The sequence below is a fragment of the Polynucleobacter sp. genome, assembly GCF_030693775.1.
Classification (GTDB): Bacteria; Pseudomonadota; Gammaproteobacteria; order Burkholderiales; family Burkholderiaceae; genus Polynucleobacter.
The window spans coordinates 415,336-432,647 of sequence record NZ_JAUXZY010000004.1; the positions used below are offsets into that span (position 1 = coordinate 415,336).

The window sequence follows — 17,312 nt, forward strand, 5'->3', positions numbered from 1 at the left end:
GCATGATCCCTCAATCGTTTATTGCGGATTTATTAAATCGAGTTGATATCGTCGATGTTGTTGGCCAGCACGTTAAGTTAAAAAAAGCAGGCGCCAACTACCAAGGTCTGTGCCCATTCCATCAAGAAAAGTCCCCCTCGTTTTCGGTATCGGCAACTAAGCAGTTCTATCACTGCTTTGGTTGTGGTGCCCATGGCTCTGCTATCGGCTTTTTAATGGAGTACTCAGGGCTCGGTTATGTTGAAACAATTGAAGAGCTCGCACGCTCTGCCGGACTCACCGTGCCGCGTGAGGAACGCACCGCTAATGATGTAGCGCGGCAGCAGCAGGCACTAGCCCTAAGTGAAGTGATGGGCTTGGCAGCCGATTGGTATAAAACCCAGTTAAAGGCGGCACCGCGCGCGATTGAATATTTAAAAAGCCGCGGCCTGACCGGTGAAGTGGCGAAGCGCTATTCACTCGGGTATGCACCCGATGGCTGGCAAGGCTTGGAAGCGGTCTTTGGCAGTTATACCGATGACGCTACTGCTAAGCCTTTACTTGAGGGTGGTTTGTTAATACAAAGTGAAACCAGTGAGTCCAACCAAACAGCACGGCGTTATGACCGCTTTCGTGATCGCGTGATGTTCCCGATTCGAAATCACAAAGGGCAGGTGATTGGTTTTGGTGGGCGCATCTTGGATCAAGGCGAGCCAAAGTATTTGAACTCACCTGAAACCCCGCTCTTCTCGAAAGGCAACACGCTGTATGGTTTGTTTGAGGGGCGCCAAGCGATTCGGGCGCAAGAGTATGTCTTGGTTTGCGAAGGCTATATGGATGTAGTGGCCTTGGCGCAATTGGGCTTCCCGAATGCGGTAGCGACCTTAGGCACTGCATGCACTGCCAATCACGTGCGCATGTTATTACGTCAAACCGATCGGATTGTGTTTGCGTTTGATGGTGACGCTGCCGGCCAACGTGCAGCGCAGCGCGCGCTGGAGGCCTGTTTGCCTTTAATGTCAGACGATAAAGAGATCCGATTCTTATTTTTACCAACTGAACACGATCCCGATAGTTACGTTCGGGCATACGGCGCACCTGCGTTTGAAAAAGCCATTAAAGAAGCGACGTCATTTTCAGGATTCTTTTTTAAGATCGTGAGCGAAGGCCATGACTTAACAACGCCGGAAGGGCGTGCACAAACCCACCATGCTGCAAAGCCGCTGTTTTTATCGATGGCGCCGATTGCTTTGCGCTCCCAAATGCTACGCGAGGTGGCCATTCGTACATCGTCCACTGCGGCTGAGTTAGAAGCATTTTGCGGCCTGACAGTTGCGCCAGCAGTCCGCAGCAGTAATGCAGCACAGGGAGCATCGGCGGCACCAACCGCTACTGGAGTAAGAGCCCAATCCAGCACCTGGCAACCCGGTAAAGGGTATAGCAAAAAGCCAGCCGCACCGGTGATTCCACCACCCAACGCGCCGATGGATTTAGCGGAACAAATTTTGCGCGTACTGATTCAGTTTCCGCATTTGGGTAAGGGCCTCAATAGTGATCAACGTCAATTAGTCTTGGCGGCAGCGGAGCAGCGCTCACCTAATGCCTTGATGCTGATGACCGATTTGATCAAGCAATGCGATCAATTGGATCTATTACCAAATGCTTCTACTGCAGGGCCGACCATCGGGGCGGGCGCCTTTGCATTGTTTCAGGAGCAACTCTCCCGAAGTGAGCTGGCATCAATGTATGAGGTGCTGCGCAAACGCGTGATGGAATCCGATTTGGATGCAGCCGGCGCTGCTGCCGACCTAGACGGCGCCCTGAAAAAGCTTAATTTGTTGCAGCTGAAAAATGAAATGACCGCCATTACCCAGCGTATTTCCAGTGGTGAAGCCTCCGATGCGGATCGGGCGCGGTATCGCGAATTGGGCGAGCGGCTGAAGTTTTCCTAATAAAAGCCCATTAAGCCCCTTAGACCCCTTAAGCCCTTAAAAATTACCTGTTTAAGCCCGATTTATAGCTTACTCCAGCGTCAGAAAATACCGAATCGACTATAATCCTCTGTTAAGAGAAAAAATACGATTTAATTCAGTCACTTGCGTCATTAATTTACATTTATTGACCTTAGTGGCCCAGGCAATTGGTCTGACCCATTGAAACCAACAATTAATTAAGTAAGTGAGCGTAAACCTATGCCAAGCAGCAAGATCAAGAAAAGCGCAAAACCCGTGAAAAATACTTCAGCAGCAAGCAAGTCCAAACCGCTTGCCAAGAAAACGGCCGCCCCAGCAAAAAGCAAAGTAACTGCGAAAGCGCCAGTAAAGAAAGCTGCCCCGACAAGCAAAGCCAAAGCGCCTGCCAAAAAGGCAGTAGCAGTTAAGTCAAAGCCAGTACCTAAAGCAGCTCCTAAAAAAGCAGCGGCACCTGTGAAGGCAGCAAAAAAGCCGATTGCTAAATCGGCTAAGCCAAGTGCAAAGACAACAAAACCAGCCGCAAAGGCAAATGCGAAGCCAGCAACAAAAGTGCCGGCCAAAGCAGCCGCAAAAGCAAAACCAGTAGCAAAGGCAAGTGCGAAGCCAGCGGCGAAGGTGCCAGTGAAGGCAGCTGCAAAAGCAAAGCCCGAAGTGAAGTCAGCAGCCAAGCCAAGCAAGGAAACGAAAAAAGCCGCTGTTGCTGTCAAGGGCAGCAAAGATGTTCCAGCGAAAAAAGGCAAAGCAGTCGAGCCTGAAGTGGTTACATCAAAAGGCAAGAGCAAGTCCAAGGCGGCTGCAGCGGCCGAGGTATTACAAGATGACGCAGAAGCGGTAGAAGAGGGTAAAAAAACCAAAGGACGTAAAGCCAAAGCGGAAGTTCCTGCTACTGAATCGGGCGAAGACAATCGCACCGATCGGCAAAAAGCCCGTGACCGTAAGGCTAAAGAGAAAGCCCTTTTAAAAGAATTCGCAGCACAGCAGTTAGGCTCCGAAGAGCAGCAAGAGTTGCGTCGCGCACGCCTGAAAACCCTGATTAAGATGGGTAAGTCCAAGGGCTACCTAACCCACGGTGAAATGAATGACGTGATGTCCGATGAATTGTCGGATGCGGATGCGCTCGAAACATTAATCGGTTTGCTCAATGACATTGGTATTACCGTATACGAGCAAGCTCCTGATGCAGAAACCCTGCTCCTCAATGAGAACGGCATTTCTGGCGCATCCGATGAAGAGGCGGAAGAAGAGGCCGAGGCTGCGCTATCGACCGTTGATTCCGAGTTTGGCCGAACCACTGATCCTGTGCGCATGTACATGCGCGAGATGGGAACGGTAGATCTGCTTACCCGTGAAGGCGAGATTGTCATTGCCAAGAAAATTGAGGCAGGCCTCAAAGACATGGTGATGGCACTTTCGGCATGCCCAGTGACAATCGCTGAAATTATTGCTAACGCGGACAAAATTGTTTCAGGCGAACTGGAGATTGATCAGTTTGTCGATGGATTAGTTGACCCCAATGCGGAAGACATTCAGCTCGGACCGGATGAGCCAGAGGAAGATCTCGAGGCAGTAGAGGGCGACGACGATGGCGGTGAAGAGGATTCTGGCGGTGGCGGTGGAGGTGCAAGCACAGCGAGCGCTAAGCAACTCGAAGAACTCAAGCAGATTTCCTTAGAAAAGTTTGCCATTATTCGCACTCAAGCAGACAAGATGCGCCGTGCCTATGATCGTGATGGGTACAACTGCCCTGGATACATCAAGGCACAAGAAGCCATTCGCAATGAATTACTGGGTTTCCGTTTGACAGCAAAGAGCGTTGAAAAGCTCTGCGACACCATGCGCTCCCAAGTAGATCAAGTATGGAAGCTCGAGCGTGGCATTGTGAGTTTGTTGGTCGACAAAATTGGCGTACCCCGCGGTGAAGTATTAAAAGACTTCCCTAAGATGTCCATGAATTTGAAATGGACTGCCAATTTACTGAAAGACAATAAGCCCTACAGCGCACTCCTGGAGCGCAATGTTCCTGCCATTCAAGAACTGCAGCAAAAGCTGATTGATATTCAGACGAGGGTTGTGTTGCCTTTGCCTGAGTTAAAAGAAGTAAATAAGCAAATGATTGCGGGCGAGAAGCGCGCACGTGAAGCCAAACGGGAAATGACCGTGGCTAACTTGCGTCTAGTAATTTCGATTGCCAAGAAATACACCAATCGCGGCTTGCAGTTCCTCGATTTGATTCAAGAGGGCAATATTGGCCTCATGAAGGCAGTGGATAAGTTTGAGTATCGCCGTGGCTATAAGTTCTCTACTTATGCAACTTGGTGGATTCGTCAGGCCATTACTCGCTCAATTGCAGATCAGGCCCGCACGATTCGTATTCCGGTCCACATGATTGAAACCATCAACAAGATGAACCGGATTAGCCGTCAGATTCTGCAAGAGACCGGGCACGAGCCCGATGCAGCAACCTTGGCCTTGAAGATGGAAATTCCGGAAGACAAAATCCGTAAGATCATGAAGATCGCCAAAGAGCCTATCTCGATGGAAACACCGATTGGTGATGATGAGGACTCCCATTTAGGCGACTTCATTGAAGATGGCAACACCTTGGCTCCGGCCGAAGCAGCCTTGCATGAGTCTATGCGCGATGTCGTTAAGGATGTTCTCGATTCATTAACACCGCGGGAAGCCAAAGTATTACGTATGCGCTTTGGTGTAGAAATGAGCACAGACCATACCCTCGAAGAAGTGGGTAAGCAGTTTGACGTTACGCGTGAGCGTATTCGTCAGATTGAAGCCAAGGCCTTGAGAAAGATGCGTCATCCTAGCCGCAGCGACAAGCTTAAGACCTTCCTCGAGGAAGATTAAGTAACCGAACTGCTATCGTGAGTCCTTAAATAAAAGGATTCACGATCTGCAGTCGTTTTTCGATGGTTTGTCGGTGTTGCATGTCTTCTGAATACAGCCGTTCACATCCTGCCTGTAGTGCTGCAGCAATAATCATCGAATCGTAGTGCTGGTATCCGTATCTACGGGATACCATTAAGCCAATCTCGAATGTCTCTAGGTCAAGTGACCGTACATTAAAAGTCGAAGTAAATAAATCTAAAAACGACTCAAGCTCGGCGTGTGTTAGCTTAATTTTTCTCAGACTTGCTGACGTGAACTCATTAAGCACCTGAATGCTGATTACATTCGATTGCTGAAGATTGCGGCTAACCCAATCTGACTTATTCTCATCCGAGGAGAGAAGATAAAGAAGGGTGTTGGTATCAAAAAATATCTTTTTAGCGTTCATTCAATTCAGATCGATCAAAGTGAAAATCGGCGGGCATGCGTCCACGGAATTTTCTCAAACCTTCAATCCTCTCTTGCAGGGATGGTTTCTTCTTTACTTGAAAATGTTTTTTATCGGCGACATGGATTTCAATGTCATCCCCTTCTTTCAGCTTGAGATGTTCCACAACCTGAGAGGGCAGTCGTATAGCTAAGCTGTTGCCCCACTTGGATACGATCATCATTTTTCTCCCATAAGATATACATATAATAATGTATATCTTATTGAATGGAAGCCACCGCAAGCGCCCTGTGAGCAGGGATTGCCAACCCTTCAATTACAATGACAGATTAGGGCCCATAGCTCAGTTGGTTAGAGCAGAGGACTCATAATCCTTTGGTCCCAGGTTCAAGTCCTGGTGGGCCCACCAGCAATATCAATGACTTAGCGTGAGAGCGCTAGGTCATTTTTCATGGATGTGTAGTGGGTGTGTAGCAAAATCACCGCTAGATCCCAATACATATATGGCTCTAGCTTAGAGCAATCTACTGTTTGTTCATTGTGCCAATTCTTTTTGCTCTGAACATGCCAACTTGTCGCCTGCCAATGCCGAAAGTTCATTCCATGCCTATAGCTAGAACGGCATAATGGATTAATTCTGACCCCTTTTGCCCATTGTTGGAGTCTTCTTTGAAAAATACCGAACTACCATTAATTGATGACATCCGCCTGTTAGGGAAAATTCTAGGCGACATCATTCGCGAGCAGGAGGGCGATACTGTCTATGCTTTAGTGGAGCAAATCCGAAAGCTATCCGTAGCCTTTCATCGCGATGCCAATCAGAAAGCCAATCACGAGCTGAGCAAACTTCTAAAAGGGCTTACTAGCGACAATGCGGTGAAAGTTCTTCGTGCTTTTACTTACTTTAGTCATTTAGCCAATTTAGCTGAAGATAGGCATGACATTCGTCTTCGTATAGCGTATGAGCGTAATGGCAGCTATCAAGATGGCAGCATTTCTATAGCTATGAAAAAACTGCATGCTGCCGGCGTAACAAATAAGCTGATCTCCAAGACGCTGGAAGAAAGTTTGATTTCCCCAGTGCTTACAGCCCATCCTACTGAAGTGCAAAGAACCAGCATTTTGGAGGCTGAGCGGGATATCGCCAATCTATTGGCTGTACGAGATCAGATTAAAGAATCATCAAAAGCAAATAATCCAGAAAAGGACGCCCTGCTTAATAAAGATCTGAAAGCCAATGAGGAGCAAATTCGGGCTCGTGTATTGCAGCTTTGGCATACCCGTTTATTGCGATTTACTAAGCTAACAGTTGCTGACGAGATTGAGAATGCGCTAACGTACTATGAAACTACTTTTTTAAGAGAAATTCCCAAGATCTACGCTGAAATAGAGGATTCCCTTGCCGGAAATCCCGTGGCGAGCTTTCTCAAGATGGGTCAGTGGATTGGCGGTGATCGGGATGGCAACCCTAATGTCAGCGCTAAGACACTGGAGTACGCAGTGTCTAGGCAAGCTGAAATGGTATTACGCCACTATTTAACTGAAGTGCATCACTTGGGCAGAGAGTTATCTGTATCCGCACTGCTCCTAAAATTCCCGAAAAGGATGCAAGAGCTTGCGGCCAGTTCCCCAGATACTAATGAGCATCGTCAGGATGAACCCTATCGCAGGGCGCTCACTGGTATGTATTCTCGGCTGGCAGCTTCCCTAAAGATGCTAACTGGGTCAGATGCTGCTCGTCATGCTCTGGCGCCGCAAAACCCCTACAGTAGTTCACATGATTTTTTATCTGATCTTAAGACAATTGAGGCTTCACTTGTGTTGCAAGGTGCAAAAGCGCTGGCCAATCGCCGCTTACATGGCTTAATTAGAGCGGTTGAGGTCTTTGGTTTTCATCTAGCCACAGTGGATTTGCGTCAAAGCTCAGATATGCATGAAGCTGTTTTAGCTGAACTCCTTAAGGTGGCATCCATTCAAGCGGATTATTCGAGTCTTTCTGAAGCGCAACGGCGCGAGCTTTTGATATCCCTCCTAAAGGACCCAAGACCACTGCGTGTGGTTGGCCATCAGTACTCTGAGTTCGCACTTTCTGAAATCGCTATTTTTGAAATGGCCAAGAAAACCCGCCAGCGCTTTGGTAATGACACGATTCGCCACTACATCATCAGCCACACTGAGACTGTCAGTGATCTATTAGAAGTTTTATTGCTACAAAAAGAAGTGGGCTTAATGCATGAAACCTTAGGTAAGAAGTCCTCGGCTGACCTGATTGTTGTCCCATTATTCGAAACCATTGAAGATTTACGTAATGCCGCCCCAATCATGCACGATTTCTATACCTTGCCGGGTATCTTGGATTTAGTAAAGCGCTCTGGTACTGAGCAAGATATTATGTTGGGCTATTCTGACTCGAATAAAGATGGCGGGATTGTCACCAGCAATTGGGAGTTGTATTGTGCGGAGCTTGCCTTAGTTAAGGTATTCCAGCCGCTGGAGGAAAAGCATGGTGTGAAGCTCCGCTTATTCCATGGCAGGGGTGGCACCGTTGGTCGTGGTGGTGGCCCAAGTTACGAGGCCATCTTGGCCCAGCCTCCTGGTACCGTCCGTGGACAAATTCGGTTAACCGAGCAGGGTGAGGTGATTGGGTCAAAGTACGCTAATCCCGAGATTGGTAGACGCAATTTAGAAACCTTAGTAGCCGCCACGCTAGAGGCCACTTTACTAAAGCCAACTAAGCCAGCCAGTAAGGCGTTCTTAGAAGCCGCAGCGAAAATCTCGCAAGACAGCATGAATGCTTACCGAGCTCTTGTATATGAGACGCCAGGATTTGCGGAGTATTTCTTTGATGCAACACCTATTCGAGAGATTGCAAAGCTCAATATTGGTTCTAGGCCAGCAAGTCGTAAGGCTAGTCAGAAAATCGAAGATTTAAGGGCGATTCCATGGGGATTTAGCTGGGGTCAATGCCGCTTGACCCTTCCGGGTTGGTTTGGCTTTGGTTCTGCGGTTGACGAGTTCTTAAATCACCCTAAGGCTGCAGATAAGAAAGCGGCAATCGCTCTTTTGCAAAAGATGTATAAGGATTGGCCATTTTTTAGGACCTTGTTATCGAATATGGATATGGCTCTAGCCAAGAGTGATTTAGCATTGGCCTCTCGTTATAGCGAACTAGTCCCTGATGTGAAGCTACGCAAGAAAATATTTACCGCTATCGAAGCTGAATGGAATAAAACAGTAGATGCCCTGAACTTAGTTACTGGAGAAAAAGTACGTCTCGCCAATAATCCATCCCTAGCAAGATCGATACGGACCCGCTTTCCTTATATTGACCCACTGCATCATTTACAGATCGAGCTAGCAAGACGCTATCGAGCAGGCAAGCATGATGATAGGGTGCAGAGGGGCATTCATATTGCTATTAATGGAATTGCGGCTGGGCTTAGAAATACTGGATAGATTGTGCTGAGCCCATGGAAATCTTGTCAGACAATTTAAGCCATATTAGAGTGTAAATAAGGCACAATATTTTTATATGTGGACATCATTTAATTCAGTCGTGGCACTTAATTCGCTTGCTGTGTAGCGTGTTAATCCTATGCGTAATATTACTATTGGCATCCTCGTATTTCCGCGCTTTCAACTGCTTGATTTGGCCGGTACGGGCGAACACCACCCCCAAATAGACCCTATTTTGGCTCGCATTGACTGCCGTCAAGCATGTTTCAGGCCTAGCTTTCTATGATTTATTAAAAGAGTAAAAAGAACACATGGAATTCGAAATACCAGAAACCCTGGCCAATGCGCTACTTGGAACGGTCAATGAAGATTCGCCGCTTGCTAAGCGGCTGAGCGAGTACGGCCGTTCCCGAGGCAAACGTGTGGTGCCCAGCCACCTTTTCGACGCCACCTCACTTAACACACTCTACGGCCTGTGTCGTACGGCCAACGAGCGTGAGCTGATGTTCCAAATGTTGGCGCTGGACAATATCCACGCCGCACCGGCTGCCCGAAAAATCCCCAGCTTGGAGCATCTGATCCCCGGTCTGATCGCTTGGCTGTCGCGTGACCTGATCGATGGCTGGCTCTATAGGCTCGGCAAGGATGGTGTGTTGCTGCCCTGGCTGGTCCATTCCATGCGCTATGTGCAGCCTGTCGATAGTGCAGCTTACGTCATCATCGGTCTTCTGGCTAATACCTTGCAGGCTGCAGAACGGGGGCCGGTTACCGATCCGAGGCTAAGGCGTACTGGCATGACCTACAGCATCACCTTTTATGCCGAAGATATTCTGGATTGCACGATTCCCGAATTGATGACAGGTTATGGTTACTTCAAAGAATGTGCGGAATTCAAAAACGAATACGAGGCACACTTAAAGCGTTTCATGCAGATGCAGCCGAAGTTTGGTGCGCAGTTTACTGTTTCTGGCACTGTCTGGGTGTCCAGCGAAGGGCCTCGTCCACAACTCGAATGCATGCGGCTGCAGGCAGGCACGACAGCCCGCTGCGTCAATGACGAAGAGCTGCTGGAACGCCACTTTGATACCACCGCCGATGCAAGCTTCTGGCGCGGAAGCGGTATCAATGAGGGTTTTGAACGGATTCCCCAGCATTGCTATCTACACCTATTTCACCTGGATTACCACCGCGGCGTATGGGTACATGTGCAACATGTTGAGTCCTATTGTTACAAACCAGAATTGCGTGACAAGCTGGTTCTGCCGCATGCTCATCGCGAGCTGATTGATATCTTGACCGCTGATCGTAACTTCCTGATGGAGGACATCGTCGAGGGTAAGTCGGGCGGTACAACCATCCTGTGCAAAGGCGCGCCTGGCTTAGGCAAGACGCTGACAGCAGAGGTCTATGCCGAGGTCGTCCAGAAACCACTATACCGCGTACATTCTGGTCAACTCGGCGTGACGGCAAGCTCAGTGGAAGCGAACCTTTCGAAAATCCTGCGGCGCGCGGCGCGCTGGGATTCGGTGCTGTTGCTCGACGAGGCCGACGTCTACATTCGCCGCCGCGACAACGATCTGCAGCACAACGCCATCGTGGCTGAGTTTCTGCGTACCCTCGAGTACTTCAACGGCTTGCTGTTCATGACTACCAACCGCGTAGCCGACATTGATGACGCCGTCTTGTCGCGCTGTATCGCCATCATCCAGTTCGAGACACCGACACAAGTGCAGGCGAAACAACTATGGAAATCGCTAGCGCAGCAGTTCAACACTGAATTACCCGACGACCTAGTTGAGCGCTTGACAATAACCTACGCAGCTGCCAGCGGCCGCGATATCAAGGAGTTACTCAAGCTGACGCTCAAGTTTTGTAAGGGTAGGAATTTATTGCTCAGCGAGGAAGCCTTTGCTCAGTGCGCGGCTTTCCGCAGCATCGGTAAGCCTGTTTAAGATGGCAACGTTTGACACCTCTTTCCTGGGAGATTCGGTGTTGGGCCGCCTCAGTTTTCGACCCGGCGCCGTACCCGACAAGCAAGCCTTACCTGCTGGTCGTCACGATCTGGGGATTGCTAGCGAGCGCGATGCTGTATTGATCGTGCCGGACGGTCTGCAGCCTGGAGTTCCAGTCGCTCTGCTCGTGATGTTTCATGGCGCCGGTGGCAGCGCCGACAAGGTGCTGCCATTCTTGATCGACCATGCGTATCAGCATGGCTTTTTGCTTTTGCTGCCGCAGTCTCAGTTTCCGACGTGGGACTTGGTCGTGGGTGGTAACGGCCCAGACCTAGAGCGGCTGGACAAAGCATTACACGAAGTGGCGTCACGTTTTTCTATCAATCCATCCCACTTGGGATTTGCTGGGTTTTCAGATGGAGGCAGCTATTCGCTGTCAGCAGGCGTGACCAATGGCGACGTCGTTAGCCACGTGATCGTATTTTCCGGAGGCTTTATGTCAGTCCTTCAGCAAAATGGTACGCCCCGCATCTTCATCGCCCATGGTTTAGAAGACGAGCAGCTGCCAATTGAAACGAGTGCGCGTCCTCACGTAGCCAAACTTAAGGCCGCAGGTTATGACGTAACCGCCTTGGAATTCAGAGGCCCGCACCGCATCGAGCCGCCAGTGGTTGCGTTGGCAATTGATTTCTTCCTGAAACCGACGGCGCAGCGGTAACAAGCCATGCTTAAAACACAGAAATTCGCATGGGACCGAAAAACAGCACTCAGAAGGGCTGGGCCCGTACCGGACACCTGGTTTATATCCGGTACGTAACCTATTTAGGTAGGCTGATAAGTCGGCATTAACGAAGATGGATACGGCACCCTATTGCTTGACTCAATAACGTCGGCAACCATTTCAGCAGTTGCCGCCGAAAGCGTCCATCCCAGATGCCCGTGGCCGGTGTTGTAAAACACATTCTTTTTGGAGCCCTTTCCAATTCTAGGCATCATATTTGGCATCATCGGTCTTAGACCTGCCCAGGGCACTACAGAGCGCGTATTGATCCTGGGAAAGCATTGATTGACCCAATCAACCAATGGCTTAATACGGTCAGCTCTAATATCGCGATTCACGCCATTAAACTCAGCTGTACCGGCAACCCGGAAGCGATCAAGCCCCAAGCGGCTGGTAACGAGCTTGGTTTCATCATCAAGCAAGCTCACGATTGGTGCCCCAGCTTGACTTTGAGCATCGCTTAAGTTGACGGTAATGGAGTAGCCCTTAACTGGATAAACGTTGACATAGTCACCTAGCTGGCTTGCAAGCGCTCGGCTAGCAATGCCTGTACAAACGACCACATTATCAAAGACTTGCTCTTCATATTCACCATTTCTTAGCATGGTGACCTTGACCGATTCCCCATCGGACTTCACTTTGATAACTTCGCAGTTATAAATAATCTTCACGCCTTTCTTCTCGGCCGCAGAAGATAAGGCATGCGTAAATTTGTGAATATCCCCGGTCGAATCACTCTCAGTAAAGTAGCCACCATAATATTGACCCGATAAGGTGGGCTCAATATCAATTATTTCTTTTGGGGAAAGCATTCTTCTCTCAAGGCCGCCTTTAGCTAGCATTTGAGAGACCTTGGCGGCGTGATCAAAGCCGGCTTTATCGCGGTAAATGTGAAGAATGCCTTCTTTCTTTAGGTCAAAATCAATGCCTTCATCTTTGGCCCATTGAAAAAGGTACTTTCTGGCTTCGATTGCTAACTTGGTAGTAGCTATCGTATTTTTTTCGTATTGAGGGATAGCGGCCATGAATTCAGCAAACCAAGACAATTTATGCCAGCTGGGTTTCATATTGATGAGAAGCGGGGCATCTTTTTTGAAGATCCACTTCATGCCTTTCAAAATAGTGCCCCAGTGATTCCACACCTCGGCATTGGATGCCGAAAGTTGGCCACCATTTGCAAATGAGGTTTCCATTGCGCTGTAGCGATGACGCTCAAGTAAGGTAACGGAATAGCCTCGCTTGGCTAAAGCGTAAGCAGTCGTGACGCCGGTAATGCCGCCACCAATAACAACATAGTTTTTCATGAATAGCTCCAAAACGCCAAAGGGGTTAAGCGCACTAGAAATATGTCTAATGTGCGCCCCCTCTGTTTTGGACCTGAGAGATTCACAAGCGAAGCTTGCTTGCTCCTGCGGTACCCTAGCCGACGTTTAGCGCTAGGGACTCTTCAGAGTGTTGTTCAAACATCGGTTCTTTTGCCTGAGAGTTTCCGGGGCGGTTGCTCCTTCGGCGCCAACGAGTGGTCTCTCCCGATGTAACAAATTCATCATAAATTACATTATTTAATCCGTCAATTTCTCTTCGCCCATTCATCAGTCCCCTTAAAAAGGAAGTAGTGGTGGGTTGTCCATGAGACTGCCGATGTGGTTTTAAACGGCAAAATCACTTGATTTGTGAGGCATTTGACAATAGTCAATATATGGACTATATTAGTACATATATGGACTTTCTACCGATCATTAAAGAGCTAGCTCGGACCTATCAAGGGTTTGAGGCCTACTCATCTGCTCACATTCGAGGGCTGGGATTATTGCCAGTCCAGTTTGATGTGATTGCCACTTTGGCGAATCAGCCGCCCATGAGCTTTAAGCAACTGGGTAAAAAAACCCTGATTTCTAAAAGCTCCCTTACGGGCGTAGTGGAGCGCATGGTTCAAAAGGGCTTGATTGCGACCCAAGAAAACCCCGACGATGCGCGCAGCCATTTGCTTAGGCTAACCGGTAAAGGGCAAACGATTTTCGAGCAAGTCTTTCCAGAACAGATGAAGCATCTTGAAAAAGTGTTTGAAAAGCTGTCAAAAAAACAAATGAACGAAATTGAAGCATCACTTAAAACCCTGAAATCCATTTTTAATTAACTAGAGGAAACACCATGAATCCACAGATCCCACAAAAAGCACCTTACAAAGTAGAAGTCACTGCTGGTCAGTCCTATTACTGGTGCTCTTGCGGCCTAAGCAAGAATCAGCCGTTTTGTGATGGCAGTCATAAAACCACTGAATTTACACCGGTGAAGTTCACCGCTGAAAAGACGGAGACCGTCTATTTCTGCGGCTGCAAACACAGTGCCAATGGCGCGTTTTGCGACGGCAGTCATAACAAGCTCTAAACCCCCTAGATAAATTTTTTAATCAGGAAAAAAATGAAGCATTCTGAAAGTGTATTAAACCTACTAGGCCGTATTGCCATTGCCGCATTATTTTTGCCAGCAGGACTGAATAAGTTAATGGGTATCGAGGGCACCACAGGGTATTTCGACTCGCTTGGATTGCCTGCTGCAGCTATATTAGTTTGGGTAGTGATTGCCGTTGAAGTGTTCGGTGGCATTGCGTTAATTCTGGGGTATCAAACTCGTCTTGTCGCAATTAGCCTGGCAGTCTTTACGGTGTTGGCAAGCATTGCTGGTCACGCCTTCTGGGCAGCCCCAGCGGATGCCGCATTTATAGCGCAGCTATTGTTCTTTAAGAATATTGCAGTCACTGGTGGTTTGCTGATATTAGCTTCATCGGGCGCTGGTTCAATTAGTCTAGATGGCCGCAGGGCAAAAGGGTAAAAACTTAATCCATTGAACTAGAGTCAAGCGTTCTTGACTCTGGTTTAAGGTCATCTAGATCTAAAAATTGCAAGTGATAGTAGGCTTCTTTTTTCATATGCAGCATGGCTAAATCGTCCTAGAATAGTCATAGCTTCTTGGAATAAGCCAAGAAGATAGGCGCTCCAATGACACTAGGCCAAAACATGCATGATTTATCCGTTTCAAATCCAATCGGTGGCGATGAACTAGTCGCTGCCCTCAATGAGTTGCTGGAGGCAGAGCGAGCCGGTGCTCGAGTAGCCCTAGAAACAGCCAATCAAATAAAGGGTCATGACTTAGCTCCCTTGGTTATTGATATTCAGCAAGACGAAGTGCGTTGGTGCAAGATGCTTCTGGGAGTCATTGGATCGCTCGGCTATTTGCCTTCCACTACCACGGGTGATTTTTATGAGAAAGCCATCGCCATTGAAGACCTGAAGGATCGCTTACTTTTTTTGAACCGAGGGCAGGGCTGGGTAGTACGGCGGCTAGAAAAATTAATTCCACGAATTCAAGAATCGCACATTCGTGCCCAGCTACAAACAATGCTGGATGCGCACATCCAGAATATCCAGCGGGTCGAAGAGGGTATCTAGTAACAGATAAACTTAATCTGCTGCACATGTTTGGCCTTAAGTGCCAATAGATGCCATGCGCCATCAGCTTTGTGTCACCGTGCATTATCAACGCTACATTAGAGTTTCCCGCCCCTTTTTTTGGTATTGTCGGTACAGATTAAGAGGGGCACTGCAGATCCCAATTACTTTGTTGTTTCGCAAAAGTAGACCCGAAAAGGGGTATATTCGCGAGCATCCAACCAACCATGACATATTTCTTACGTCATCAATTACTTAAAATTGTGTAGGAGAGTACAGATTTTTATGTAAGACGGCATCTGAATTCTCATCTAAAAAACGTATATATAGAAGATCTGACATATTTTGAGCAAGCGCAATGGAGCTATTGCAGTCTTAATTAGATAAATTCACTAGTCATTTTTATTAATTAATTTTCAATTGCTGGCGAGGCAAGACAAGTTTTAATCGAAAAACGGCTTCCTCCAATCAAAAACTTTTTTAATCTACAACTTAATATATTGATTTTGCTCCACACGAAGTAGGTTTGTAGGATCGCAGTTATTTTATGCTGCTCAATCAAAAAATCTTGAATCAATTGTATTTTGAAAGCATAAGGGACGTGGCTTGGCAGGCAGAATAATAATAATCGTCATTATCTTAATTCGGGCATTTTGTGAGCCCATGCAGGATGCGTTCGCAAAGCGAACGCAATGCTAGAAAAATGCGGACGCATTGCGAACGCATTGCTACCAGTCACCAGTCACCAGACTCCATACTCCAGTCTCCAATCAATCAATACGATGGTAGTAAAGCGTATAGAAGGGTTTTGGGTGTAGTCCTCCATTTCTTCACCTTTTCCGCTGGACTGGGCTCTTGCGCTTGCGGAGCTGAATCGGGTACGATTTGGTGCATGATCAATGAATTCAACACCAAAGCCCCTGCCGCCTTGAATCCATTCATTGTCAGCACAATCCATTAAAAGGGAGTCCCTGGAATGCATTTGCCTTTGGAGGTAACTACCCAATTGCAAGTCTTGCTGGGCGATCGTTTTAGTCTAGCCAAGGTGGTACGCGATCACCACGGCCGTGACGAGTCCCCTTATCCCGAATTAGCCCCAGATGCGGTGGCGTTTGTGCAGACCAATGAAGAGGTTGCTAGTGTAGTTAAGCTATGCAACGAGCATCGCGTACCTGTAGTAGCTTATGGCGCCGGATCTTCGCTAGAGGGACATATATTGCCGATTCAGGGTGGAATATGCCTCGACTTAAGTCAAATGAATCAGGTTCTAGATGTTGCGCCCGATGATTTCCTGGTAACCGTTCAGGCAGGAGTATTGCGTAAGCAACTCAATCTCGAGCTGAAAGACCACGGATTATTCTTCCCAGTAGATCCTGGGGCGGATGCCAGTATTGGCGGCATGTGTGCCACACGGGCCTCTGGTACCAATGCTGTGCGCTATGGCACCATGCGTGAGAATGTCGTGGCTTTAACAGTAGTCACTGCGAGCGGCAACATTATTCGAGTAGGCTCGCGCGCACGTAAATCGTCTGCTGGATATGACCTAACGCGGCTTTTGATTGGCAGTGAAGGTACGCTGGGCATCATGACGGAAATTACCTTAAAGCTCTATCCATTACCAGAGGCAATTTCTGCGGCAACCTGTGTCTTTCCGTCGGTGAGCGCCGCAGTGCAAGCAGTGATTGCCATTATTCAATATGGCGTTCCGATTGCGCGCGTCGAGTTAGTCGATGAAACTGCGATTGCAGCAATTAATCACTATTCCAAGTTGAGCCTCAGGGAGAGTCCCACACTGTTTTTTGAGTTTCATGGCTCGCCGCTCGGCGTGCAAGAACAAGCTGAAAATACCCAAGCGATTTGTGCCGAATTCGGCGGTAGTGGCTTTGAATGGTCTGCGAACCCAGAAGACCGTACTAGGCTCTGGCAGGCTAGGCACAATGCCTATTACGCGTGTTTGCAACTGCAATCCGGCGCGCGCATTCTGAATACGGATATTTGTGTGCCGATTTCAAAGTTAGCGTATTGCATTGATCGGGCGCGCGAGATGCTGAGTCAATCCTATTTAAAGAGTGCCATACTAGGCCATGTGGGCGATGGTAACTTTCATGCTTTGATCATCATTGATCCCAATCGCCCCGAAGATATGGCAGAAGCAGAGCGCTTAAATCACAGCATTGTGCAAGATGCCTTAAGTAGCGGCGGAACATGCACGGGTGAGCATGGTGTCGGCATGCATAAAATACAGTTTATGCTGCAAGAGCATGGCGTTGATGCCATTGAATGCATGCGTGCAATCAAAGCCGTATTCGATCCCAATAACATCCTCAATCCCGGAAAAATGCTGCCTGCCCTAGCTCTATAAAATCCTGATGGCTTGAGTATCATGAAATAATGAAATTTAATGTAGTGACCATTCCAGTAACAGAGTCG

General features: G+C 48.2%; 13 protein-coding genes, 1 tRNA gene and 1 riboswitch. Of the genes, 11 read left to right on the top strand and 3 right to left on the bottom strand.

Translation table 11 applies throughout. The features are described 5' to 3' along the window. The first annotated feature begins 2 nt into the window (after window positions 1-2). A complete protein-coding gene (gene dnaG / locus Q8M75_RS04835; RefSeq protein ID WP_305488177.1) occupies window positions 3-1,931 on the top strand; it encodes a DNA primase in 1,929 nt (642 codons plus the stop codon). Between the two features lie 240 nt (window positions 1,932-2,171). Next, complete coding sequence (gene rpoD / locus Q8M75_RS04840; protein WP_305486841.1) at window positions 2,172-4,814, top strand: RNA polymerase sigma factor RpoD; 2,643 nt, start codon at window positions 2,172-2,174, stop codon at window positions 4,812-4,814. 25 nt (window positions 4,815-4,839) lie between these two features. Here rpoD and Q8M75_RS04845 read toward each other — a convergent pair whose 3' ends face one another. Together Q8M75_RS04845 and Q8M75_RS04850 are read right to left on the bottom strand one after the other, a co-directional pair. After that, window positions 4,840-5,244, bottom strand: coding sequence for a PIN domain-containing protein (locus Q8M75_RS04845; RefSeq protein WP_305486844.1), 405 nt, complete (start codon window positions 5,242-5,244; stop codon window positions 4,840-4,842). Further along, window positions 5,234-5,467: an AbrB/MazE/SpoVT family DNA-binding domain-containing protein gene (locus Q8M75_RS04850; RefSeq protein WP_371131747.1), complete on the bottom strand. Its 234-nt coding sequence runs from the start codon at window positions 5,465-5,467 to the stop codon at window positions 5,234-5,236. Before Q8M75_RS04850 ends, Q8M75_RS04845 begins: the two co-directional genes overlap by 11 nt. Window positions 5,468-5,576: 109 nt before the next feature. On the opposite strand from Q8M75_RS04850, the gene Q8M75_RS04855 reads away from it, so the two are divergent. From Q8M75_RS04855 to Q8M75_RS04870, 4 genes are all read left to right on the top strand, one after another. Continuing rightward, window positions 5,577-5,653 (top strand) — tRNA-Ile (locus tag Q8M75_RS04855). 260 nt (window positions 5,654-5,913) lie between these two features. Further along, window positions 5,914-8,700, top strand: coding sequence for a phosphoenolpyruvate carboxylase (gene ppc / locus Q8M75_RS04860; RefSeq protein ID WP_305486846.1), 2,787 nt, complete (start codon window positions 5,914-5,916; stop codon window positions 8,698-8,700). Window positions 8,701-9,011: 311 nt separating this feature from the next. After that, on the top strand, window positions 9,012-10,652 hold the full coding sequence (locus Q8M75_RS04865) for an AAA family ATPase (protein ID WP_305486849.1): 1,641 nt from the start codon (window positions 9,012-9,014) through the stop codon (window positions 10,650-10,652). Between the two features lies 1 nt (window position 10,653). After that, window positions 10,654-11,370: an alpha/beta hydrolase gene (locus Q8M75_RS04870; RefSeq protein WP_305486851.1), complete on the top strand. Its 717-nt coding sequence runs from the start codon at window positions 10,654-10,656 to the stop codon at window positions 11,368-11,370. A gap of 104 nt (window positions 11,371-11,474) precedes the next feature. Here Q8M75_RS04870 and Q8M75_RS04875 read toward each other — a convergent pair whose 3' ends face one another. Beyond that, window positions 11,475-12,737, bottom strand: coding sequence for a D-amino acid dehydrogenase (locus Q8M75_RS04875; RefSeq protein WP_305486853.1), 1,263 nt, complete (start codon window positions 12,735-12,737; stop codon window positions 11,475-11,477). Window positions 12,738-12,890: 153 nt separating this feature from the next. Beyond that, window positions 12,891-12,975: riboswitch (glycine riboswitch) on the bottom strand. Between the two features lie 178 nt (window positions 12,976-13,153). On the opposite strand from Q8M75_RS04875, the gene Q8M75_RS04880 reads away from it, so the two are divergent. The 5 genes from Q8M75_RS04880 to Q8M75_RS04900 all read left to right on the top strand — a co-directional run bounded on the left by Q8M75_RS04880 (window position 13,154) and on the right by Q8M75_RS04900 (window position 17,244). Then, entirely contained in the window at window positions 13,154-13,570 is a 417-nt protein-coding gene (locus Q8M75_RS04880) for a MarR family winged helix-turn-helix transcriptional regulator (RefSeq protein WP_305486855.1), read from the top strand. 14 nt (window positions 13,571-13,584) lie between these two features. Further along, complete coding sequence (locus Q8M75_RS04885; protein WP_305486857.1) at window positions 13,585-13,821, top strand: CDGSH iron-sulfur domain-containing protein; 237 nt, start codon at window positions 13,585-13,587, stop codon at window positions 13,819-13,821. A gap of 33 nt (window positions 13,822-13,854) precedes the next feature. Next, window positions 13,855-14,265: a DoxX family protein gene (locus Q8M75_RS04890; protein WP_305486859.1), complete on the top strand. Its 411-nt coding sequence runs from the start codon at window positions 13,855-13,857 to the stop codon at window positions 14,263-14,265. Window positions 14,266-14,432: 167 nt separating this feature from the next. Beyond that, a complete protein-coding gene (locus tag Q8M75_RS04895; protein WP_305486862.1) occupies window positions 14,433-14,882 on the top strand; it encodes a DUF6306 domain-containing protein in 450 nt (149 codons plus the stop codon). A gap of 976 nt (window positions 14,883-15,858) precedes the next feature. Further along, a complete protein-coding gene (locus Q8M75_RS04900) occupies window positions 15,859-17,244 on the top strand; it encodes an FAD-binding oxidoreductase (RefSeq protein WP_305486865.1) in 1,386 nt (461 codons plus the stop codon). Window positions 17,245-17,312: the final 68 nt, after the last annotated feature.